This is a genomic window from Streptomyces sp. NBC_01241 (assembly GCF_041435435.1).
In the GTDB taxonomy this organism is placed as follows: domain Bacteria; phylum Actinomycetota; class Actinomycetes; order Streptomycetales; family Streptomycetaceae; genus Streptomyces.
Genome location: NZ_CP108494.1, coordinates 297,620 through 320,361 on the forward strand (window position 1 = coordinate 297,620; position 22,742 = coordinate 320,361).

Annotated in this window: 18 protein-coding genes and 5 pseudogenes; 7 read left to right on the plus strand and 16 right to left on the minus strand. The window is 67.6% G+C overall.

The genetic code is table 11. The features are described from left to right. Positions 1-122: 122 nt before the first annotated feature. From OG306_RS01415 to OG306_RS01435, 5 genes and pseudogenes are all read right to left on the minus strand, one after another. Entirely contained in the window at positions 123-464 is a 342-nt protein-coding gene (locus OG306_RS01415) for a DUF6262 family protein (RefSeq protein WP_371665054.1), read from the minus strand. Continuing rightward, positions 454-873 (minus strand): hypothetical protein, encoded by a 420-nt coding sequence (locus tag OG306_RS01420; protein WP_266753299.1) that lies wholly within the window; start codon positions 871-873, stop codon positions 454-456. Before OG306_RS01420 ends, OG306_RS01415 begins: the two co-directional genes overlap by 11 nt. Before the next feature lie 43 nt (positions 874-916). Next, positions 917-1,972, minus strand: a pseudogene (locus OG306_RS01425) (tyrosine-type recombinase/integrase); the annotation flags it as partial. A gap of 450 nt (positions 1,973-2,422) precedes the next feature. Then, positions 2,423-2,698, minus strand: a complete 276-nt coding sequence (locus tag OG306_RS01430) for a hypothetical protein (protein WP_266752960.1) — start codon at positions 2,696-2,698, stop codon at positions 2,423-2,425. Next, the gene (locus tag OG306_RS01435; protein ID WP_266752958.1) at positions 2,695-3,804 is read right to left on the minus strand and encodes a tyrosine-type recombinase/integrase; all 1,110 of its coding nucleotides are present in this window, start codon (positions 3,802-3,804) and stop codon (positions 2,695-2,697) included. Before OG306_RS01435 ends, OG306_RS01430 begins: the two co-directional genes overlap by 4 nt. Positions 3,805-4,189: 385 nt before the next feature. Here OG306_RS01435 and OG306_RS01440 point away from each other — a divergent pair, with 385 nt between their 5' ends. Continuing rightward, positions 4,190-4,987, plus strand: coding sequence for an NAD-dependent epimerase/dehydratase family protein (locus tag OG306_RS01440; RefSeq protein ID WP_371665055.1), 798 nt, complete (start codon positions 4,190-4,192; stop codon positions 4,985-4,987). A gap of 31 nt (positions 4,988-5,018) precedes the next feature. Here OG306_RS01440 and OG306_RS01445 read toward each other — a convergent pair whose 3' ends face one another. The 3 genes and pseudogenes from OG306_RS01445 to OG306_RS01455 all read right to left on the minus strand — a co-directional run. After that, positions 5,019-5,480: a hypothetical protein gene (locus tag OG306_RS01445; protein WP_266752955.1), complete on the minus strand. Its 462-nt coding sequence runs from the start codon at positions 5,478-5,480 to the stop codon at positions 5,019-5,021. Next, positions 5,477-6,070: a hypothetical protein gene (locus OG306_RS01450; protein ID WP_266752953.1), complete on the minus strand. Its 594-nt coding sequence runs from the start codon at positions 6,068-6,070 to the stop codon at positions 5,477-5,479. Before OG306_RS01450 ends, OG306_RS01445 begins: the two co-directional genes overlap by 4 nt. Before the next feature lie 684 nt (positions 6,071-6,754). Then, positions 6,755-7,961 (minus strand): annotated as a pseudogene (locus OG306_RS01455) (ISAzo13 family transposase); the annotation flags it as partial. A 384-nt stretch (positions 7,962-8,345) separates the two neighbouring features. Here OG306_RS01455 and OG306_RS01460 point away from each other — a divergent pair. Continuing rightward, entirely contained in the window at positions 8,346-8,888 is a 543-nt protein-coding gene (locus OG306_RS01460) for a DUF4232 domain-containing protein (protein WP_266752951.1), read from the plus strand. A 117-nt stretch (positions 8,889-9,005) separates the two neighbouring features. Here the strand turns inward: OG306_RS01460 and OG306_RS01465 are convergent, their stop codons facing one another. The 4 genes and pseudogenes from OG306_RS01465 to OG306_RS01480 all read right to left on the minus strand — a co-directional run. After that, entirely contained in the window at positions 9,006-9,182 is a 177-nt protein-coding gene (locus tag OG306_RS01465) for a hypothetical protein (protein WP_266752949.1), read from the minus strand. Between the two features lie 101 nt (positions 9,183-9,283). Then, positions 9,284-9,961: a hypothetical protein gene (locus OG306_RS01470; RefSeq protein ID WP_266908847.1), complete on the minus strand. Its 678-nt coding sequence runs from the start codon at positions 9,959-9,961 to the stop codon at positions 9,284-9,286. Beyond that, entirely contained in the window at positions 9,958-10,473 is a 516-nt protein-coding gene (locus OG306_RS01475) for a sigma-70 family RNA polymerase sigma factor (RefSeq protein WP_266752944.1), read from the minus strand. Before OG306_RS01475 ends, OG306_RS01470 begins: the two co-directional genes overlap by 4 nt. 705 nt (positions 10,474-11,178) lie before the next feature. Then, positions 11,179-11,508: pseudogene (locus OG306_RS01480) on the minus strand (helix-turn-helix domain-containing protein); the annotation flags it as partial. A 204-nt stretch (positions 11,509-11,712) separates the two neighbouring features. Between OG306_RS01480 and OG306_RS01485 the strand changes: the two are divergent. The 3 genes from OG306_RS01485 (at position 11,713) to OG306_RS01495 (ending at position 15,207) form a co-directional block, all read left to right on the plus strand. After that, positions 11,713-12,351 (plus strand): hypothetical protein, encoded by a 639-nt coding sequence (locus OG306_RS01485; RefSeq protein ID WP_266752942.1) that lies wholly within the window; start codon positions 11,713-11,715, stop codon positions 12,349-12,351. A gap of 123 nt (positions 12,352-12,474) precedes the next feature. After that, positions 12,475-13,866, plus strand: coding sequence for an IS1380 family transposase (locus tag OG306_RS01490; RefSeq protein WP_266745780.1), 1,392 nt, complete (start codon positions 12,475-12,477; stop codon positions 13,864-13,866). Positions 13,867-14,085: 219 nt separating this feature from the next. Continuing rightward, a complete protein-coding gene (locus OG306_RS01495; protein WP_266752985.1) occupies positions 14,086-15,207 on the plus strand; it encodes an IS630 family transposase in 1,122 nt (373 codons plus the stop codon). 538 nt (positions 15,208-15,745) lie between these two features. On the opposite strand, the gene OG306_RS01500 is transcribed toward OG306_RS01495, so the two are convergent. Then, a complete protein-coding gene (locus OG306_RS01500) occupies positions 15,746-16,714 on the minus strand; it encodes a hypothetical protein (protein ID WP_266908849.1) in 969 nt (322 codons plus the stop codon). A 346-nt stretch (positions 16,715-17,060) separates the two neighbouring features. Here OG306_RS01500 and OG306_RS01505 point away from each other — a divergent pair. Beyond that, positions 17,061-17,720, plus strand: a pseudogene (locus OG306_RS01505) (transposase); the annotation flags it as partial. A gap of 169 nt (positions 17,721-17,889) precedes the next feature. Here OG306_RS01505 and OG306_RS01510 read toward each other — a convergent pair. Beyond that, positions 17,890-19,008 (minus strand): PP2C family protein-serine/threonine phosphatase, encoded by a 1,119-nt coding sequence (locus OG306_RS01510; RefSeq protein WP_266752940.1) that lies wholly within the window; start codon positions 19,006-19,008, stop codon positions 17,890-17,892. 740 nt (positions 19,009-19,748) lie between these two features. Here OG306_RS01510 and OG306_RS01515 point away from each other — a divergent pair. After that, positions 19,749-21,455 carry an alpha-L-fucosidase gene (locus OG306_RS01515; RefSeq protein WP_266752938.1) on the plus strand — a complete coding sequence of 569 codons (1,707 nt, stop codon included), beginning with the start codon at positions 19,749-19,751 and terminating at the stop codon, positions 21,453-21,455. A gap of 112 nt (positions 21,456-21,567) precedes the next feature. On the opposite strand, the gene OG306_RS01520 is transcribed toward OG306_RS01515, so the two are convergent. Beyond that, complete coding sequence (locus OG306_RS01520) at positions 21,568-21,897, minus strand: hypothetical protein (RefSeq protein ID WP_266752936.1); 330 nt, start codon at positions 21,895-21,897, stop codon at positions 21,568-21,570. Positions 21,898-22,269: 372 nt separating this feature from the next. Then, positions 22,270-22,723, minus strand: a pseudogene (locus tag OG306_RS01525) (SDR family oxidoreductase); the annotation flags it as partial. Between the last annotated feature and the right edge of the window lie 19 nt (positions 22,724-22,742).

Consider the following 22,742-nt stretch of genomic DNA (forward strand, 5'->3'; position numbering starts at 1 on the left):
CACGTTCACTCGTACCTGGCTGGGCACATTCATGTGCACGCCGACATGGGATCGCTCGCGCCTGCCCGGAGCGGGCTGGTGCGAGTTGTCGCGGCGCGTTGTTCACCGAGTGCACGGGCGAGTTACTCGCGAAGTTGCTGGTTCTCCTCGGTGAGGCGCCGGATGCGGGCGTTGGCAGCTTCGAGGCGTCGCCGCAAGGAAGCGTCGGAGGTGCGCTGACGTCCAGGAACCGGGGAACTGAGGTCGCGGCGGTGCGCTGCCCGCAGCCGCTCGATCTCCTCTCGCAGGTCCGGCTGGGCATAGAGCCAGGACCGGGACAATGCGGCCCGCTTCGCGACGGTCTCGAAGGTCACCGGCTCGCCCGCCAGGTCGAGGGAGCGGAGGGCCTGGACGGCCTTGGCGCGGGTGTACTCGCTGCGGCGACGGGCGGCGTCGACGATGTGCTGGCTGTTGTCAGCTCGCATCGGCAGTCACCTCCGGCCCTCCGAGGTCGTCGTCCAGGCTGGTGATGATCTTCTCCAGATTGATGAGGACCTGGCGGTTCATTTCGATCACGCGGGCTTGGCCGCGGGCCTCGGCGGCGGAGACGATCTGCAGTAGCTGCTGCTTCTGCTCGCGGTGCTGCGGCAGGAACTCGGGGGTCGTGACGAACCTCGGACACGTCAGGCACGCGTTGGCATGCGGACAGGTCCCTTGCACCGGCAGGCCGCAGTAGTCGTTGGGCAGGGACTGGGTCACGCGCCCGAGCCGCTGCTTGGCCCAGGTGGCCTCGGTCAGAGCGCCGTCGGGATCGGCGGTGACGCTCTCGCCCTTGATGTTGACCTTGCGGGCCTTCTCCCAGCGCCGGAACCGTGGAGTCGTGCAGCCGAGCATAGTGGGCAGTCATCTTGCCGGAAGAGTGATCGAGAAAAACGCGTACGACTTCCTGCGGGACGTCCCGGTTGATCAGCCTGGTTCCAAAAGTGTGGCGCCATTGGTGGGGCGTCAGATGGACCGGTTGGCCGTGTTCGTCCTGGACGTCGCATCTCTCAAGCCAGCGGTCGAGCTGTCCGCGGTAGGAGTGCGTGGTCAGTGGCCGAGTGCCGTCGGGGTGCATCCGGGGCGCCGGGAACAGCCACTGGCGGCCGCCGGGCCAGCGCTCAAGGACGCGCTGTTGCTGGGCGGCGATCTCGCCCTTGACCTCCTCGTCGATGGGGACCAAGGCTTCGCGTTTCATCCTCCGGTTGAGGTAGCGCAGGTAGGCGGCGCCATCGGCGTCCCGGATGATGCAGTCGTAGGCCAGGTGGCAGGCGTCGCCGACCCGCAACCCGCAGCGCATGAGGATCAAGGTCAGGACCCGGCCGTCGGGGGTGTGCCAGCGGTCGAGGTTGGCGGGCTGTTCGACCTGGGCCCTCACGTGCTCGGCCAGAGCCCGGGGCAGCCGCTTGTCGGGGCGGGGGAAGTCGTCGGGGTAGAAGGTCGCGTTCCCCGGGAGGCCCTGGTCCCAGCCGTGGCGGCGCACGGCGTGGAAGAAGGCGTTCAGCGAGCTGATGTCCCGGCTGCGGGAATGCGTTGAGCGCGGGTCGAGGGCCAGGTCGGCGAGGTAGCGTTCCAGCACGGCCCGGTCCACGCGGGCCGGCTCGTCGGCGGCGACGCGAGGGTCGGCCAGGAAGCCGGAGAACCGGTTGAGGGCCAGGATGTCGATGACGGCCTGGTTGACGCTGCGGCCGACGCTCAGCCGCCACCGCACGAACCGTTTGGCCAGCTCGCGTAGCCACGGCTGGAGGATGCGGTCGAACCGCAGCCGGGCCCGGGTGCCCTCGATGCCGAGTCGGCGCAGTTCCCACACGTCACGCGGGAACTCGCTCTCCCAGCCGCTGCCGTGGGCGAGGTCCTCCAGGTGTGTGTACGCGTAGCGCAGGAAGGCCAGCTGCCCGTTCGGGCTGTGGCTGGAGCCCCGCCCGGTGGCGTAGTACTCGCTCCACCGCTCCATCGGCCACTCCAGCAACGACGCGGTGCCGCTGGCGGCGACCAGCCGGATCGCCGGGGCGACGGCCGAGCTTTGGGTGTTGACCTGCCGCTCGTCGTGACGGCGCTGGAGGGCGTATTGCAGCTCCAGCCTCAGCTGCCGTGTCCCACCAAGCGGCCGGAAGTCGAACCGGTCGTCCCCGGCGGCCTCGCAGCGGCGCACGAACTCCTCGGTCTCGGGCCTGCCGACGGCCTGCCACCGGGAGGTGTCGTTGTGGCAGAACGCTGACTTCCCCTGGGCCCACAAGGTGCAGAACGAGTCGGCAGACCCGCTGGCCGCTGTCCTCGACAGTCGGCAGGCCGGCCACGCACGTTCTCTTATCGGGCTGGCCCGCTCGCTCCCAGAAGCCGTGGTGGCGCACACACAGGCCCTGCCGGGCCGCCCCGAAGCGGCATCCGGTGACGGCGCACGCCGTCAGTTCCGACCGCCCGATCGGATCGGGCCCGGGATCAGCGATGAAGGCTTCACGTCCGGTTTCCCTCGCCGCTGCCAGCGGTAGTAATGGCCCCGGCAGAGCTGGCGGGTGCGGGGCCGGCGCGGGCATCCAGGAACCCGGCACGAGCCCAGCCCGGAGATCAGTTCACCGGGCGCGGGGATGAACACGTCCACGCGGAACTCCGGCCGGACGGCGGCCATCAGCTTGCCGAGCAGGCCGGCGCCGTGGGCCGGAGCGGCAGACGTCGCGTTCACCAGCGCACCTCCCGGCCGGTCAGGAATCCCGTGGCCTCCAGGGCTCGACGGGCGCCCTCCACGGACGAATGACCGTAAATGTCGTGCGTGGTGGCGATCGAGGAATGTCCGAGCAACGTGCTGACCACTTCGATCGGCACTCCCTGCCGCAGCAGCAGGGTGGCCCGGGTGTGCCGGAACCAGTGGGGATCGAAGTCGAACCCGACCTCGCGCCGCAGCCGCAGCACCAGGTCGTAGACGGACGCGTAGGTCAGCGGATGACCGTAGGAGCCGCCCCACAGGTTGACGAGCATGTAGTCGCTGTCCAGGTCGTCGTACTCACCGTGCAGGTAATCGGCGTAGAGCCGCACGATCTCGGGACCGATGGGAACGGTGCGGGGAGAGGCGGACTTGGCCCGTGCCCGGTTGTCGTTGACGCGCGGCGTCACGGTCAACTCGCCTTCTGCCACGGCCAGATCCTCGTGCCGCAGATCCAGGGCCTCGCCGATCCGGATACCCGTCTCCCACAGCCGCGCGAACAGGAACCGGTCCCGCAACCGGGTGCAGGCGTCCAGGATCGCCTGGGCCTGGGTGGCGGTCAGGAGCGTCGGATGCGTGCGGGGCGTCTTCAGCTTGATCGTGCGGCAGCGCTCGGTCTGGCCGCCGGCCAGGTGATACAGGAACGGCTTCCAGCCCGTGCGCCGGGCCCGGACCGGCTGCAGTTCGGTGACGAGATCGCCGAGATCCACACCGTGACGTGCGTGGAAGACGTACAGGCCGCTGACCGCGGACAGCTTCCGGTTGACCGTGGTCACCCCGCAGTGATGCTCCGCTGAGGGCAGCAATGTGACACCGCCGTCGCGGCCCGTGGGAGGCAGCCGGAGCCAGGCGACGAACTCGCCCAGGTCCTCCAGCCGGACCTCGCGCCAGTCCAGGCCGCGTCGGCGGAGGAAGACGAACCAGTCCTTCAGATCGTGGGCGTATGCCCTGATCGTGTTCGGTGACCGCTCGACCGCCGTCAGGTAGGACAGGTACCGCTCGATCGGCTCGACTATGCCGCCCTCATCGCCGAGGACCGTCCACGACTCAAGCGGCGAGTCGGGCATCAGCGCCCGTTGCACCAGCATCAAACCTCCTGGAGAACTGCGTGATGGACGGCGGTAGATAATTACCTCCGCCACACAGATCTCCGCCCGCCCCAGGCTCGTGCTGCGCGTCATGGACACACTGCTGAGGACTCAAGAGAACCTGGATAGACTTCGGGTCGACCCCGTCCTCGATGTTGTGCGTGCCGTATGTGTGCCTTGTGTCCGCAGAGGCCGTGCGCGGATAGATCCGTGTGGCCATTGAGCGGGACGGTTACGGCGGCCGGTTTTGCTTCGATGGTGGCAGGCGGTGTTGTGATTCCCGAACAGCCGCCGTGAGGCAGATCACAAGCCGTCGCCACTTCCAGTCGCCCGCGGAAGGCCTGCGGAGATCCCGATGTCGGTGGTGTGCGGCAGGATGGTCGCCATGGGAACGAAACTTGAGACTGTGGCGATCACGGGTGCCGCCGGGCGGATCGGATCGGTGGTGCGGGTCGGCTTGCGTGATGAGGTAGCGCGGTTGGTGCTCATCGATCGTGTTGGGCTCACAGCGCAGGCGCCGACGGAGGACGTTCACCAGCTGGATCTGCGTGATGCTGAAGCGGTGACAGCAGCCCTGAAGGACGTGGACGCGGTGGTGCATCTGGGTGGGGTCCCTGATGAGGCGCCATTGCCGGATCTGCTGGACGGGAATGTCCGAGGGACGCACAACGTGCTGGAGGGCGCGCGTCGGCAGGGGGTGCGGCGGGTCGTGCTGGCCAGCAGTAATCGTGTGAGCGGCTTCTATCCTGTCGCGGAGACCGTGACACCCGAGATGCCCGCGCGTCCGGACGGCCTTTATGGGGTCAGCAAGGTTGCAGTGGAAGCGCTCGGGCGCCTGTATGCGGACAAGTTCGGCCTGTCGGTGGTGTGCCTGCGGATCGGGAGCTTCGAGGACGCACCGAGCGAGCGACGGCATCTGTCCACGTGGTTGAGCCCCCGCGACGGCATCGGCTTCGTCCGGACGGCTCTCACCGCTCCGGACGTGCGCTTCGAGACCGTCTATGCGGTCTCCGCCAACACCCGCCGTTTCTGGGATACCGATGCCGGGGCGGATTTGGGATACGTGCCCGTGGACGATGCCGAAGCCTTCGCTTCGCTTCTTCCGAAAGGCGGAGACCCGGCCGAGAACGACCCGCAGGGCGGCGAGTATGCCAGCGCGGAATACACCCTCCGACACATGTGAAGACCGGCTCAGCCGCTGTGGGCTGGGCATGTCAGCTGCAGGATCCGATTGTGGTTGTTCGGGCTGCTGGGAGGCGGGTCGCGCGGTTGGCCGCAGCGGCTGTTCCGCGGAGATGGACGATCTCTTCGTGCTGCGCGGCCAGCCAGGCGAGGACCTGGGTGCGGAAGTCGGAGAGTTCATCGACAGTGCTCTCCGACTGGGCGAGCCGTTCCTTGAGCTTGGCGTTCACCGCCTTGAGGCGGACGATCCGGGCTTCCCGCGGGTCGGGAATCTTGCCGGCCTCTCGCATGGCCTGTAGGCGTCGTTCGAACTCGACGCGGAGGTGAGCGTAGGGGCGGGGGCCGTAGAAGGCGGTGCGGTCGACGGAGGCTTCGTGGGCGAGGGTCTTGATGTCGCACTTTCCGCCGGGTGGGATCTCGCCTCGGAGGAGTCGGTCCATGGCGGCTCGGATGCGGTTCTCGTTCTCGGTCCGCTGGGCTGCGGAGATTCTCATGCGGATGCCTCGTTCATCGTGCTGGCGGCGTCGATTTCGGCGACGACGCGCAGGGCCCGGTCGTGGTCGGCTTGGAGCCGGGTTCGTTCTGTCTTGCGTGTCGCGCCGAGCTGCCCGATGAACGTCTCGGTGCGTTCGGCGTGCTCGGCCCAGACAGGGCGGTGGCAGGGGTCGTGGGTGGTCTGCGGGCAGCGAGCCGGGTCACACATCCCGATCAGCGGCCGATCCGCGGTGGGGGTGCCCGCGAGTTTGAGGCAGAGCGCCCTGGAGGGGTCGGTGAACCAGCAGCAGTTCGCCGGTCCGAGGTGCAAGACCTTGGCGCGCTTGGTCAGCAGGTTGAGGATGTCACGGTCGTTGCGCTGGACTTTTGGGGCCGCGGCCGAGGCTGCATCGAGCTGGGCGTCGATGCCGACGGAGAACTCCGTGAGGCTGCGGGCACCGGGACCGGCGGGCAGAACGCCCTGCTGGTAGTTTCGGAACTCTTCCAGGACCAGCTGGAGGTTGTGCTCGCTCTCGTGCTTGTTGACCTCGGCCAACAGCTCGGCCTGAGCCCCGCCAGGACGCGAGGCATAGCCCTCCGTTGTGGCCACGGCGGTAGTTTCATGTGGATCTTGGTGGCCAGGACGCCGCCCACCGGCTCGGTCAGAGCCCACTGATCGTCCGATAAGTCGCTTGGGTACGGCGTGCGTTCACTCACCCCGCCACCCCAACAGGCCACCGCCTGCGGACCAGCGGATTCCGCCCGCACCCACACCATCAGGCGACGACAGAACCACTCAATGTATTACGAACCACCCTCTGACACCTCGGCGGCGGGGGCCGTCGAGAAATTACTGGTGCGTGTCGGGTCAATCGTCTGTTGTCGTTGCGTGTATGACATAGCGGGCGAGTTCGCTGGGGTCGATAAGGCGGACCGGGAGCGGGTCGCTGTGGTGGCCGTGTCGCTGTAGCAGGGGGCGGGTCTGCTGGAGGAGGGTGCGCATCTGGTTCTCGCCGACGCGGAAGAGGTGGGCGATCAGCGAGGCGGGCAGCCCGCGCTGGTCCAGGACGGAGGCCCAGATGATGTTTTCGACCGCGAGTTTGCGGTGGCGGGGTCGCTGGCCCGGTGCGAGTTGGTCGATCAACTCACGAACTCTGCTGACGAGTTGGTCGAGGGCGTGCCGGGTGAGACCGGTCAGCACCGGGTGGGTGGCCAGCGCCGCGTCGAAGGTGTGGGCCTGGCGGGGATGGGCTCGGCGCCCTTGCGGCTGCAGCGGCACGGCCGGGACGCCGGGCTGCGGCGGAATGGTGTAGTTCCACTCGCCGTGGAAGTCGTCGGGGTCGATACGCAGCGCCGCAAGGTGCTGGGCGTCAATCTCGATACCGGTGGGATAGGCGCCCTCGTCCAGGCGGGCGCTGACACGCAGGCCGGTCGTGGTCGTGGTGGAGGCGATCAGGTTGAGAGCGACTTCGTAGCTGGTCAGCGGGCGGGCGCGCCAGTTCATGGAGATGAAGGAGAACAGGCGATGTTCGACCTTGTTCCATTTCGATGTGCCTGGGGGCAGGTGGCACACGCTGATCTCCAGACCCGTCTCGGTGGCCAGGGCGGCGAGGTTGGCCTTCCAGGCGCGGGCGCGGGAGCTGTTCGAGCCCCCGCCGTCCGCGGTGATCAGGAGTCTGTGTGCGTCGGGGTAGGCCGTTTGGCCTTCCTCCCTCCACCAGCGGCGCAGGGCCGCGACCGCGAACGCGGCGGTGTCGTGGTCGGTGCCCACCACGACGAAGCCGGTATTGCGCCCCAGGTCGTAGATGCCGTACGGGATCGCCGTACCGGTAGCGTGGGAGGGGAAGTCGTGGTCGAGGACCTTCACCGGCGCACCCGGCGGCACCCACTCCCTCCCGGCCTGCGCGAACAGCCCGATCTGCTCCTTCTTCTTGGTGTCCACACTGAATCACGGGATCGCCGGCGGCCAGGAACTGGCCCACCGTGTCGTTGAGGTGCCGGAACTGGGCATCACGGTCCGGGTGCGAACTCCCCGCCAGGACCCGCGCGTTCGCGCGCAGGCTGAACCCGGCCTGCTTGAGCAGCGCGGCGATGGTGTCCCGGCCCACCGCGTGGCCCTGGGCGGCCAGTTCACCCGCCAGGTGGCGCAGCGACTTCGTCGTCCACGTCAGCGGCCGTATGGGATCACCCTGGGTACTGTCCTCGACCAGGGCCAGTAGTGCGGCCCGCAGCCCCGGATCCTTCTCGGCCGCGGCCGGACGGCCCGCGCCGGCCCGGCGGGTACGGCCGTGTGGCGCGGGATCCTCCTCCAGCTCGGCCAGCCCACGGGAGACGCAGCCCTTGGAGACTCCTGCCGCCTTCGCGACGGCGGCGATCCCACCGTGACCGAGTATCCGGGCCTCCGCCCCGTACAACAACCGACGCTGACGCTCGTCCAGATGCGGCGTCACCGCCTCCAGCTTCGCCCGCAACGGACCGATCAACTCATCGAAACGCCCCATACCACATCAACGATCCGAAGGCTCGGAAGCAACCCGTAGAAAATCGACGGCCCCCGATCTGGCCCCGCGAGCCACAACTCGGGGGAGACACGCGACCGCCCCCGGTCGCGGGCCTGCCGCGTGCACCGCGTGTACGCCCCGGCCGTCATGGGCGTCACTGGCACCCGTGCCCACGCGCGCCGAGAACGAGAACGCGTGGTCACGGCACTCGGCGGCGGCGCCACACCGCATGAGTTCTTGTACGCGGCCACCGTCGCGAGCCTGGCTGTCGGAAAAAGGTTCTCCGGCACACCGAACCTCCCCCAGACATTGCACATCTTCAGGTGCGTAGGCGCGCACTGACCTCGCGCGCCGAATTCGTATTCGAGGGGAAACCGAAACTTCATGAAGAGCAAGCTGACCGCCGTGGCCCTTGCGGCCGTTGTCGTCGCCGGCACTGCCATTACCGCCGTCCCGGCCTCGGCCGCCCCCGCCAAGGCCGAGCCGACCCGTTGCCACACCGCCGACCTGAAGGCCGGCTTCGCCATGGGGGATGACGCGAAGCCGGAGATGGAGCAGACCAAGAAGCAGACCCAGGCGTACATCTGGTTCACCAACCAGAGCAAGCGCACCTGCACCCTGTCCGGCTTCGCCGGTGTAGACATGATCGGCGCTCAGAAGACCGACCGCACTTGGTCGCTGGCGCGCTCCTCCAAGAAGCCCGAAAAGATGATCCTGAAGCAGGGGGACACGGTGGACTTCAGCATCAACCTGCTCCCGGTGGCCAAGTCCACTCCGCAGAAGGAGAAGTTCGTTCCGGCGAAGTTCCTGGTCACCCCGCCGAACGAGACGGAGTACTTCACCCTGAAGTGGCCGTTTGGCGGCCAGATCCTCAAGCAGGACGGCGCCACCCGCCCGGCCACCTACCTCAACCCGGTCGGGCTGTAGCCAACCGGACCTCTGAGCTTCCCTTCAACGTCGCTGGTGGCCACCGTAGGACTCCCGGAATGAGTTGAAGCCTCCGGGTGGTGCGGTGGCCACGTCTGACACGCGGCACAAGTCGCACTACAGCCGTTGCTCGATCCACCAGAAGACGAGGCCCACGGCGCCGGTGCCCATGCCGTAGCAGGCGCCGCGCAGAATATTGGCGGCGATGACGCGGCGGCGGCGAGCAATCCAGTGCCGGGCGTTCAGCGATCGCCTGTTCCGGCTCGGTCTGAGGGGTTTGGGCTTAGAGTTCATGGAGGTGTTCCTTCCATCGCGGGGGTACATCGGTGCGAGGAGCCCACTGTCGACCCATTGGCGTAGGAACCGGGGTCGTCGGTAGGGCTTCGTGTTTTGGGTCAGCTCCGGCAGGAGAGTTCGTGGAGTCGGTCGGCGAGTTGCTGGTCGGGGCGGCAGACCAGTCCACCGGTATTGCCGCTACCGACCAGGCGCCCGATCTCGGCTTCCAGCCGGCCGGTGGCGACGGTCGCGTTCGAGCCGTGGCGGCCGACGTAGCCGGCGAAGTGCTCCAGGCCGTGGATGAACTCGTCGGAAGGGCCGTCGAGGCAGCGCTGGAGCTGGTTGAGCCAGTGCGTCGCCTCACGTGATTCTCCGAGACCGAGGTGGCGCAGATAGAGGCAGTAGGCGGCGGCTCCGTGTCCGGCGCCGGCGGCCAGCTGCCACCAGAACAAGGCGCTTTCGGGGTGATCGGCGAGGTACAGGGCGCAGGCGAAGACCTGGGCGCCTTCGATGTCGAGGTTCTTGAGCGGTGCGCGGTTCGCGTCGGATCCGTCTTCGCCGAGTTCGGCAGCGAGGCGTTCTATGTGGGTGACCGCGCCGGGCTGGGTCAGGCACCAGCGCGAGACCACGGTGAGTCGGCGGTGGGCGCGGGAGCTCTGGGGCACTTGGAGTGCTGGTCGGACGTATCCGGCGTCCCGGGCCAGGCGGTGCAGCCCGGCGGCGACGTCGAAGGCGCGCCGGGGTTCGTGGGCAGACGGGCCGGCTTCGGCGAGGTACTGCTCGACGGTGGCACTCATGCGGCTTTCCCTTTCGTCTCGTTCGGGAGGTTGAGTACGTCGCTCAGTCGTTCTTTGGCCTTGCGGCAGTGGTAGTCGACGGTGCTGTCGGTGATGCCCATGTACCAGCTGATCCGCTTGGTGTCGCAGTTCAGGACGTACCGCAGGACGATCACGTCGAACTGGCGCGGGGGGAGCTTGCTGAGCGCGACGAACAGGCCGATGTTGCTGTGCATCAGGGTGATCTTTTTGCGGAAGCTCATGAGTGACTGCGATATGACGACCCGCCGCATGATCGCCCAGGTCTGCTGCTGCAGGTTGCTCTCGCAGAGGAGGGTGTTCCAGTGATGCAGGATCTCCAGGAACGCCCGGTGGACAGCTTCCTCGGCCGCTTCATTCGAACCCAGGTAGAACAGGGCGTACTGGTGGAACGCCTCCTGGTGGGTGACGTAGTGCGCCTCGAACTCCAGCGGGAGGGGCAGTACGGCGTCGGCGACCGGACTGCTGCCGTCCGCACGAACGTCTTCGGTCATCAGGGAGAGTCCTCTTCGTTGAGGGTCTGGGGGTGGGGCCACGGCTGATCGCTGTGCCGGGAGTGACTACTCAACCGGCTTCGATGGACGAACACGCATGCGCACCCGGTTGAATATCACCCACAGATCACTAACCAGCGCTCTACGTGAGCATCTTGACGGGCTGTCACCCCTTCCGGCCTGCTTGTTTACGGGCCGTCACGCCACAGGGGTCCACTCTTATCTGAAGATCAAAGTGACGGACATCACAACTCGGGCCAAAGGCTGTACGGCGATACGCTCACTATCTGGAGTGAATGTCAGCAAAACGGGCCCGTTCGCGGATCGGCTCTGCTATCAGCTTGCGGGGTTCGGTGGCGTACACCCTCGACACCCTCGGACTCTGCCTCGGGTGAACGCCCCAACACAGCCGGCGTATTGCTGCAGTACTCGGCTGCGGCCTCGCTGGACCGGTCGCCCCGGCCGTCGCCCCACCACCACGGCCCGTGTTCCCGGGGAAGCCGACACGGTCAGCCGCCCACTTTACGGTGCGTGACGATTACCTCAGTATCGGTTATCGCAGTGGATCCTGGGGTGGGGCGAAACCCATGGCAACGGACAACGACTATTGGGCTTCACAAGCGCTGCCGAGCGTTCTCAAGCACTAGCTGCTGGGCCAGCACATTCCCCGCTTCGGCGGGATGACCGGCTCGCGTGGTCGGCCGCCCGCGAGACCGGATCCGCCGGAAGGTAGACCGGCCGCAGTTCGCGCACCCGCCGCTTCAGCACCGACAACGACCGTTCCCATCCGATCCGCTCGGCGATCACCGTGGCGGGCATCCGCTGGTACTCCGCCAGCAACTCGCGGATCGCCGGCTCCACCGCGTCCACGAGCGAGCCCTTCGGCGCCCGCCGGTACTTCGGCGGATCCTCGCCGGCCACGGCCCGTCGCACAGTGTTTCGGGCGATCCCCAGATGCCGCGCGATCCCCTTGATCGACATTCCCTCCGCACGGTGGAGCCGCCGGATCTCAGCCCAGTCCTCCACACCGATCACCTCTTCCACCTGACTCCCATGGAGCCAGACTGATCACTTGATCACGGAAGGGGTCACTTTTCATCGACCGATAAGGGGTCACGGTTCAAAGCACGCCGACACAAATCCGTAGCGTTTGAGGATTCGGCAGTCATCGCGGCCATGGTGTCCGAGGGCGTGGGCGATGTTGGCATGGCCGGCCCTGGCCGCCTAGCATCGCCGGTCATGGACATCGCGCTTGTCCGTTCACGATGGCGGGCCGTATTCGCCCTGTTCGCCGTGCTTCCGTGGGGGCTGGGCCTGCCGTTGACGGCCCTCGCATTCGGATGGGACGCCGCTGCGGGGCAGCCTGATGTGCTGGGCACCGCGATGGCCGTGGCAGCCGGTGCGGTGTCCTTCGCGACCGTTCCGGCTCAGGTGCAGACCGTTAGGGCTCTGCTGTCCAGACCCCGGCTCACCCTGGAGACCGACGCCCTGGTCATCCATGACCCCGTGTTCCTCCGCAAAGGCGCCCGGATCGCGCGCGAGCGAATCGCGGAAGCCGATCGGCTGGACTGGAAGGAAGCCGAGGTCAGGTTCCACGTCGACTACGACACGACCGAGCTGACTCCGTTCCGCGAACCGCTGAACGTGGAGGTACGGCTACGTGGCGACCACGGCTTCGCCTCGGCCCGAAGGTTTCACCGCGGCACCTGGATCTGGCGCCTCGCCCGCAGATCGGACCGAACCCCGCAGTTTCCGGTGCCGGGCGACCGCTACCGAAAGATCCGGGTCCGTGCCAGACACCCGGTGGACGCCCTCACCGCCCTCACCGAATGGATTACGAGCTCAGCCGCTCCTGACGCCGGGCGCCCTCCTCACTGAACCCGGATCCACCGGCTCGATGCCTGTGGATAGCCTCTCCGGAAACGAGGAAGTGCCCTGTGACCTGCGATGATGGGAGTTCTTCACGCTTCCAGCACGCACAACCACGAGGGCACTTCCGAGATGCAATCTTCCCATGCCGCAGCGAGGGTCTCCGCACGGTTTGATGATCCGAATCTGGTCGGCTACGGCGGGCTGGCCCCGGTGGTGCGGCTGGCCGAGCGGTGCGGACTGCCCGCACTCGTCGACGAGCACGTCCGGCTGCCGGCCTCGACGGACGGCACCGGGGCCTTCCCCGCGGCGAAGCTGATGTCGCTGGTCGGCGGCATGGTCGCCGGGGCGGACAGCATCGATGACATGGACCGGCTGCGGCACGGTGGGCTGCCGCGGCTGTTCAGCGGGGTGCGGGCGCCGTCCACGCTGGGCTCGTACCTGCGCTCCTTCAGCCACGGACACGTGAAGCAACTGCACGCGGTGGCCCGCCGGTTCCTACCCGAACTGGCCGCGCACACCCCGCTGCTGCCCGGCGCCGACCAAGTGGCCTACGTGGACATCGACGACACGATCCGTCGCACCTACGGCTACGCCAAGCAGGGCGCCGGCTACGGATACAGCAAGGTCAAGGGCTTGAACGCGCTGATCGGGATCGTCTCCACCCCGCTGGCCGCTCCGGTGATCGTCGCCACCCGCCTGCGCAAGGGACCGTCCAACTCCGCCCGAGGTGCGGCCGCGTTCGTCGCCGAATCGATCCGCACCGCAAGAGCGTGCGGCGCGAGCGGGCTGCTGGTCGTGCGGGCCGACTCCGCGTTCTACGGCGCCAATATCGTGAACGCCTGCCGGGCCCTGGGCGTCCGGTTCTCGGTCACCGTGCGGATGAACGCCTCGGTCAAGGCCGCGATCGCGGGCATCGACGAAGCCGCGTGGAAGGCGATCAAGTACCCCAAGGCCGTGTGGGACGAGGAGGGGCAGTGCTGGATCTCGGACGCCGAGATAGCCGAGACCACCTACACCGCCTTCACCTCCAAGCCGAAGAAGCAGCAGGCCACCGCCCGTCTGATCGTGCGCCGCGTCAAACGGCTCAACCCGGCAGCGGTGCCCGAGGGACAGGGCGCACTCTTCGATACCTGGCGCTACCACGCCGCGTTCACCGACTCTCCGCTCTCCCTGTCCGATGCCGAACGTGAGCACAGGCGGCACGCTGTCGTGGAACAGGTGATCGCGGACTTGAAGAACGGCCCGTTCGCCCACGCCCCCTCCGGGCACTTCCAGGCGAACGCCGCCTGGCTCGCGCTGGCCGCTCTCGCGCACAATCTGACCCGCGCCGCCGGCGCCCTGGCGTCCGCCTTCCACGCCAAGGCCACCACCGCAACGATCCGCGACCACCTGATCAACGTGCCCGCCCGCCCGGCCCGCTCCGCCCGGCGCCTCACCCTCCACCTGCCCGAACACTGGCCCTGGGCCGACGACTTCACCCAGCTCTTCGACCTCGTGCACGCGCCACCACCCACAGCCTGAGAAGCCCTGACCACCCCGCCCGCAAGGGCCCGAGACCGCCGAACACGTGGAAGAGCTGGACAGACCAGCGGATACTCCCTGCCCGAACAGCCAGATCATCTCGCCAACCGCCAAGACAACCCCGAAACGATCACTCCGGAATCAAGCCGGTGGATCCGGGCTGAACGGCAGGCGAGCCCTACTAGTGTCCTGCGCCGGAGATCCATCGTTAGTTCCTGTATGAGTGTTTCTGCGGGTGTGCCCGCACCGCGTCGTGGTCCGAAGCTGGAACCGTTGTTGTTGTCCGTTGACGAGCGTGCGGTGTTGGAGCGTTGGGCCCGGCGGGCGACGTCTGCGCAGGCGGTGGCGTTACGGGCGCGGATCGTGCTGGCGTGTGCAGGTCCTGACGTTCCGCCGATTGTTGTGGTGGCGCGGGATCTTCGGGTAGCGGCGGATACGGTCCGCAAGTGGCGCCGGCGGTTCCTGGCCGCCCGGCTGGACGGGTTGGTGGACGAGCCCCGGCCGGGCCGGCCGCCCACCATCAGCGTCGACCAGGTGGAGGCCGTCGTGGTCAGCACGTTGGAGGAGATGCCGAAGAACGCCACTCACTGGTCGCGCAAGTCGATGGCCGACCGCAGTGGGCTGTCGAAGTCGACCGTGGGCCGAATCTGGCGGAAGTTCCATCTCAAGCCTCATCTGACGGACACCTTCAAACTGTCGACGGACCCCTTGTTCGTGGAGAAGGTCTACGACGTGGTCGGGCTGTACTTCAATCCGCCCGAAGGGGCGGTAGTGCTGTCGGTGGACGAGAAGTCGCAGATCCAGGCGCTGGACCGGTCTCAGCCGGTGCTGCCGATGATGCCGGGCATGCCCGAGCGTCGCACCCACGACTACGTCCGTAACGGTCTGACTACCCTCTTCGCGGCCTTCGACGTCGCGACCGGCGAAGTCATCACCTCGCTGCACCGTCGGCACCGGGCAGCGGAGTTCAAGAAGTTCCTCATCAAGATCGAAAAGGAGGTTCCCGGGCATCTCCAGGTCCACCTGATCTGCGATAACTACGGCACCCACAAGACGCCCGCCATCAAGGCGTGGCTGGCCAAACACCCCCGGTTCCAACTGCACTTCACCCCTACCGGTTCGTCCTGGATCAATCAGGTGGAGAGGTGGTTCGGCTTCCTCGCCGACCAGAAGATCCGCCGCGGCTCCCACAAAAGCGTGCGTTCCCTGGAAGCCGACATCCGTGCGTGGGTCAAGGAGTGGAACGAAAACCCAACACCGTTCATCTGGACCAAGACGGCCGAGGAGATCCTCGACTCCCTCGCCCGCTTCTGCCGACGGATCTCCGGCGCAGGACACTAGCGGAATTCAGGCAAGTTGTCCCGGTCTACGCTGATCAGCGGGACAGGAGAGCGGGAAGACTTTCCGACGGGTGCTGGGCCCGCTCGCGGTCCGCCCCAGCTGCGGCACGCTGTGAGCCGTCCCGGCCTGCTCGGCTCGTGCACGGTGCTGGGCGCGGATCGCCGCGATCGGGGACAACGCGTTGTCCAGCACCGTCTCCGCATCGGGGAACGCCTTGGCACCAAGCGCGCATCGCACGGGTCTGCCACTCAACCGCCTTCGTGATGGCCGGGGCCGACCGACGGCCGCATGCGCTATAGTTGATCTTGAAAGTTCGCCGCAACTCACGGCGACTGACACTGCGTTGGTGGTCCAAGGAAAGACGCCCCGCTTCCTGCGGGGAAATGCAGGTGCAAGGCCTGCCCAGCGCTCACTCACGAAGCCCTTCCCCCACCGGGGAAGGGCTTCGTCACGTTTCCCGCGTGTCCTGGAGAACTTCACTCCGGCGGCTGCGGGCTGGCTGGATCCGGGCGTACGGCGCTCGGTCGCGACCGCCTGCTCATGCGATCGACGGGTCCGACTCCTCCTGTACGGTCCAGGACAGTCCTTCGGGCAGGACGGGGGCGGTGAGCAGGGCGGCGAGCAGGACGCCGCCGAGGATCCGGGTGTGTACGGGTGCGGCAAACTTGGCCGTGCGGGGCAGGCGCCGGACGGCGCGGTCGGACGATGGGGGACGCGTTCCGGTCAGGTACGGGCGCGCCTCGTCAGGGTCCGTGAGCCCCATGAGCACTTCACCGCTGTCGGAAACAAATACTGCGGGCAGCTCCGCCTCGATCAGCTTCCACCGCTCCGGCCAGCAGAGCCAGCCGTCCTGGCCGGCGAGGCGCAGGGCCGCCCGGCCCACCTCCTCGGGGGCGTTGCCGAGTCTGATGCCACGTTCGCCGTCCTGGAGGACGAGCCAGTGGAACTGGGTGACGTCGAGTTCGCCCGGCTTGCCGCCACGCTGGAGGTAGCGCATCCGTACGGGTTCGCCGACCCGGACACGTACGGCGTGGAGCTCGCCCCGCGTGGCGTCGTCCGTCAGTACGCGGAACTTGCTGCGCGCCACGGCCTCACCGCCCCGTTTGCGAGCGAAGAGGAGTGCTTTCACCGTCACCACGAGGACCAGGATGATCAGCAGTCCGGAGAGCACCCCAACCGAACCGGCGGCCAGCCGGGTCAGGACGAGCGGGGTCAGGACAAGGAGGACGGTTCCGGTAGCCCGGCCCACGTCACGAGCGGGCAGCGGGAGCCGGTGCGGGAGCGGCGGCCTGCCTGCCGCGGTGGATGGCGCGGCGCCGAGCGGTGGCGCCGTACGGCAGGCGAGCATCCACCCTCCGGCGGTGACGGCGGCCGCTCCGAGCGCCCCGAGTATGTCCCAGCGCGGGGCGGGCGCGTCGTAGCGTACGAAGACCAGGGACAGGGCCACGGCGGCGCAGACCAGTGCGGTGCTGCCGAGGGCCCGGGTGATGAGGGTGGAACGTCGCATGCGCGTCCTATACCGGTGAGGTGGAGCCGGGGTGGGGCACCGTCTCGCGGGGCTGGGTGTGCACGTACCGCTTGATGCCGGGGTGGGACACGGGAGGGGGAGGTGGTGGTCGTGCGCGACGTATCAGTGTGGACTGCGATCCGAACCCAAGGCAATGGCAGGTCGCTCTCTTCGAGGTTACGGGCTTCTCCGGAGGGCAAGCCGTCGTCGAAGCCGCCACCAGCAAACCTCGGCGCCGACATCGATGGCCGCACCTCCTCCCTCGTCGTCGGGAACACCCGCAGCTAACCTCGTCGCTTCGGTTGGGGTGTGGCTAAGGGTTGGGGTAGAAACGCAAGGTGCCTTCCTGAGCTGGGACGATGGACCTTGTCTAGGGGTTCGGTCGTCGCCGGAGGAAGGCACTTTCTGCGTGAAGGATATCGGTTCGCGGCCCCGGCTTGTGGTGTCTGCTGACGGGTCGGGGGTGGTCGGGCACGCCGGGTCACGTTTGCTGGCGGACCTCGCCGAAGCGACCGGGCTGACGGCGGCGTATTCCACCGTGCTCCGGCAGCTTCGGCCGCGCGGCACCGGCCATGACCCAGGCCGGATCGCCGCCGATCTCGCAGTGATGCTCGCCGACGGCGGCGAGGCGATCGCGGATCCGGCCGTTCTACGGGACCAGCGCGAGGTGTTCGGCCCGGTGGCCTCCACGCCGACGGCTTGGCGGTTGCTGGCCGCTGTCGACGAACGCATACTGGACCGCCTGCGGTTGGCCCGCGCCGCAGCCCGGGAGGTGGCCTGGCTACAGGCCGCCGAGACCCGCACCGCGATACCCGCAGTGAAGGCCGGCGGACGCGAACTGCCCGGCCTGGTCCTGGACCTCGACGCCACGCTGGTCACCTGCCACTCCGAGAAAGACCAGGCCGCACCCACCTACAAGAGCGGATTCGGGTTCCACCCGTTGCTGTGTTTCCCACGGCCCACCTGCTTGGCAACAGGATCGCCGACCAAGGCTGGGCACGTTTCCCGGCGTGCACGCCTGAAGACCGCCGTCGGCTGGTCGATGTCGCGCACCATCTCACCTCCTGCTGGGGGCAGCATGTGTTCGTCGAAGCCGAAGACCAGTGCTGCCTCAGCCTCTGCCTCGCCGGATACGAAGCGCTGCCGAAACCGTTGCCGGCGCCCGGTTCTTGGGTTCAGCGGCCTGGGGGCGGGGGCGATCCACTGAGGTGGTGCCGGTGGTGACCCATGGGATGGGGTGTGAGGTTCGGCCGGTGAGAAGGAGTGCGTTCGATGACCAGGAGGGCGGCGTCGTCGGCGAGGTGGCCGCCGACGTGGGCGAGCAGATCGCGGTGGATGTGGTGCAGCAGAGTGTCGGGGTTGGTGGCGGGGAAGGAGGCGACCCGTTCGGCGAGCGGGTAGAACGCTCCGTTCGGCGAGCGGGCTTCGATGACACCGTCGGTGTAGAGGACGAGCATGTCACCGCCTTCGAAGGTGAACGGGTCGATGCGGTCGTCCTCGGTCGTTCGTTCGCACACGCCCAGCGGAGGCAGGGGCTGTCGGGCGTGCAGGACCGTGACCCGCTGATCGTGCAACAGCAGAGGCGGCGGATGCCCGCAATTGATCATCTCGGCGGCCGACAGGGCGTCGTCGGGGATCTCCAGGACGAGGCAGGTGATGAAGTGCTCGCCGGGGTCGTGCTCGGTGTCCGTCACGTCCTCCAGGTTCCGGGAGACGCTGTCTTCGAGGGCGGCTACCAGCCCGGAGAGGGTGGCATACCGGTGAGCGCCCTCACGGAATGCCCCCAGCACCAGCGAGGCCTCACCGATGGCGGCCAGCCCGTTGCCCCGGACATCGCCGATGACCACCCGGGTCGCGGCATGCGCGGCGCGGGCGAACGCAAACAGATCACCCCCGATCTCGGTCTCGTCCTCCGCGGACATGTAGAGCCATGCCACCTGCAACGGCCCGATCCGGCGTGGTGGAGGCCGAAGCAGAACACGCTGAGCCGTCTCCGCCACAGAGCGTGCCCGGCTCAGCGCCCGGTCGCGCCGCTCCCGCACACACCGCATGAAAATCACCAAGGCGGAGAGCGTGGTCAGCGCGATGATCTGTGCCAAGTGGTCGGGCGTGGTCAGTCCGCCGAGGAAGACAGCGGTGAGCACCTGGGCCGCCACTGCCAGGACCCCGGCGAGAGCGGTGAGCCGTGGCCCGGCGAGGGAGGCGGTCAGAGCGGGCGCGATGACCAGCAGTGGGCCCAGATGGATATCGCGCCCGGTGTAGATATCCAGCGCGGCGATCGTCAAAACCAGCACGAACGGGACCGCAACCAGCCCACCACCGGCTGGATGCTCCCGGAAGTGATCCCACGAACGTCGCACACCCATATACCCCTTATGCTCCATCGATAGTGCACCCCCAGCCAGCCGACGAGCACGGGTCGGGGCTTCGCTCAGCCTTCCTGCGGCGGCCTCGTTCTGTCCGTCCGCTGGCCCTGCCGTCGACAAGCTCCTGCAGCTGGCCGAACTCTGACTCGACTGGGCGGCGTAGGAAACGAAGCATGCCGGGCGGGTCGCCCAGTGTCCGGCGGCCCGCCTTGGCGTCAACGCGGCGGGATTCTGGGTGACGTCACACGGTGCCGACGGACGACCGTGGTTGTGGGATAGGTGACTGAGCGCCGTGGGTGGCGGACTTCGCCAGCTACGGTGCCCAGCCAGCCGGTCCGGTTCATACCGCAGATCACGGGGTCCAGGTGAAGGTGAACCGGTTGCCGTCAGACCTCTGGCAGGTGAGGGCGTCGGGCAGTTGACTCTTCTCCAATGCGACCCGTCGACGGCATACCTCCGATGTTTTCAGCCCTTCTCGCTGCAAGTTCCCTTGACAGGCTTTATTAGGCAGCCTCAAGATCAATAGAACCGATGTTTGAGTCTCCAGTCGGATGCCAGGAGATCCCACTCACACACGGCTGCAGAAGCAGCGGGAGGACAGTGACGTGCACCCCCAAGTCACAAGTTTGACCAGAAGTTTGAAGGCGGCGTTCGCGACAGTCGCCCTCGTGGCCGGTTGTGCTCTGGCCGCCGGCGGCCCGGCCCAGGCCAATCCAGCCCCCAAGCCCATCGATGCCTACCCCGCAGCGATCCCGCTGAGCACCGACACGAACATCGCGAACTGGGAGAAGCTCCAGTTCGGCATGTTCGTGCACTGGGGCATGTTCTCCTCCTACGGTGGCTACTACAACGGGGTGCAGCAGACCATCGGCTACCCGGAGCAGATCAAGGCGTGGATGAACATCCCGACCTCCGACTACCTGGCCGGCGCGCACCAGTTCACCGCCGACAAGTTCGACGCTGCCCAGTGGTGCGCCACCGCCAAGGCGGCGGGTGCCAAGTATTTGGTGCTCACGTCGAAGCACCACGACGGCTTCGCCATGTGGGACACCGCGACCACCGACTACAACGTCGTCGCTCAGACACCGTTCGGCCGTGATCCCATCAAGGAGCTGAGCAGCGCCTGCCGCGCTCAGGGCATGGGCTTCGGTCTGTACTTCTCCATCATCGACTGGACGTTGCAGACCCCCGAGCCGTATCAGAACCTGAACCCGATTCCCGACTCGATGATGCCGTACATCAAGTCGCAGCTGACCGAGTTGCTGACGAAGTACGGGCAGCTCGACGAACTGTGGTTCGACATGGGCAAGCCGACCGCCGCACAGAGCGCGGAGATGGCGGCGACGGTGCACCGGCTGCAGCCACAGACCATGGTCAACTCCCGGGTCTGGAACAACAAGGGCGACTTCGAGGTCGGCGGCGACAACTCGGTGCCGACCAAGCAGCTGCAGGCGCCGTGGCAGTCTGCCTACTCGATCTTCCCGATGTGCTGGGGTTACTGCACCTGGCCGAGCGCCGATCGCTCCGACGCCTCCAAGACGTCCAAGACCACCCAGCAGGTCAGGTCCCTGTTCACCGTGACATCGGGCGGCGGCAACTACCTGTTGAACGTCGGACCGCAGGGCAACGGCGCCATCGACGACTTCCAGGCCGGCGTGATGGCCGGAATCGGTGCCTGGAATGCACGCCACCCCAACGCCGTCGAGGGTGCCCGGCCGACGCTCTACGGCCGGATGTCCTGGGGCGACAGCACGATCAAGGGCAACGCGGTCTACCTCGGCGTGAGCAGCTGGCCGAACGGCGGTGGCGACATCAGGCTGCCAGGTATGGCCAGCACGATCCTCGATGTCACGGTGGACGGCACGGCTGACCAACTGCCGTACCGGACGGACGGCAACGATCTGGTGATCACCTTGCCGGCTCAGCCGACCGATGCCGACCTGCCGGTCATCAAGGTGCACACGGACGGTGCGCCGCTCGTGCGGCCGGCCGGCACCGCCGTCAGCGCGGACCGGCACTTCTCGATCGCCGCCGGTTCTCTGACCAGTCGGCTCTCACCCATCAACGGCGGCCGCAATGCGTCCTCCGTGACCGGGTGGCTGGCCGGCCAGGATGGCAACAGCGGTTGGAACGCGGCCAGGGTCACCGTGTCCGGCACGTTCAAGGCGGACACGAAGTACCGGATCACCCTCGGCGAGACGTCCGTGGTGGCCACTGGAGCGCAGCTGGCTTCCGGAGCGGTGGACGGCCTTCGGTACCGATCGCAACGGATCACGCCGATCACGATCGCGCCGGCCGACCCCGACTACTTCGCTGATCCGTTGGGGGCGACCGTCACGAACATCACCGTCGACGGCTACCGCGGGTACTCCTGAGCGTCCGATCCCGGTGGCGACTTCCCTCCCGAGCCGGCACCGGGGTCCTCTCTCCGGCTCATGAGCGCCGCGGGCGGTGGGGTGCACAGCGCCCTCACCACCCGGGGCGTTCTTACGGCCCCGACGACCTCTCGCGGACGGCCTCGGAGACAACGTCGACGAGCTGACCCGTCTTCTCGTGCATGGCCCGCTGACGCATCGCGGCGGTCAGGTTCCCTCGGATCAGGATGCATTGCGCGACTCGGGGGAGGTCGTTGACGGAGACCTGGGCGTAGCTGCGTTCGATCCGTACGCGCAGCGCCCCCTCTTCCTCGGGGACCTCCGGCATGGCCGGCTCCGCAAACGCTGCGTTGAGCGTGGCGTGCGTGTTCCCACTGAGGTGGCGCGAGACGACACCGTCCAGCAACTGCCGAAGTCCCGAGCGCTCCCTGCTGTTGACCATCCGCCGATAATTCCGGAGCTCCGCCGGGCAGTCAGCAATCTGTACCCCTCGACCACCCGTTGAGCAGTCAGGCTGTCAGCGTCGCAGTGCTGGGCGGAAGGTCGAGCGGGGATGTCCATGGCGTGATAAGCGCCTCGTGGGCGGGGTACCCAGAGCCTGCCCCGGCCGCTGCCGGGGCAGCGTTCTCCTTGCGCAGCGCCGCGAGTTCCGCTCGCTCGTCGGTGGTCTGCCGGTCGTCACGCTCACCGGCGTCCGCCTCGGCCTGTCAGCGAGACGAAGCTGTGTGACTGCGCCGAAGGGTGCAATACGGAGGCTCACGGCGGATCGGACGAATCTGTCCGGCCTGCGGCTGGGGGGCGGCCGAAGCCCGCGTCACCTCCCGGCGAGCCGCTGCACCGTAGGGCCCGTGGCCCACCCTCCACCGTCCACGGCCAGCTCGGCACCCGTGATGTACGAGGCCGCGTCCGACAGCAGGAAGACGACGGCCTCCGCGATCTCCGGGGCTTCGCCGACCCTGCCCATGGGGGTGTTCGGGTACTTTCCCTCGCCCGGTTCGATGCCGACATGCGCGGTCATGGGGGCGTACGTCATGCCCGGATGCATCGAATTGACGCGAATCCTCGCCGTGCCCAGCTCCACCGCGCCGACTTTGGTCAGCCCGCGCACGCCCCACTTGGCGGCTCCGTAACAACGGTCATCGCCAGGCCCATCGGGCCCGCCGACGAGGAGATGTTGACGATCGAGCCACCCCCTCGCCCCTTCATGAGCGGGATCATGCTGCGCATGCCATGAAGACACCGGTGAGGTCGATGTCGTCGAGGGTCCGCGTCACCGGATCAACGGCC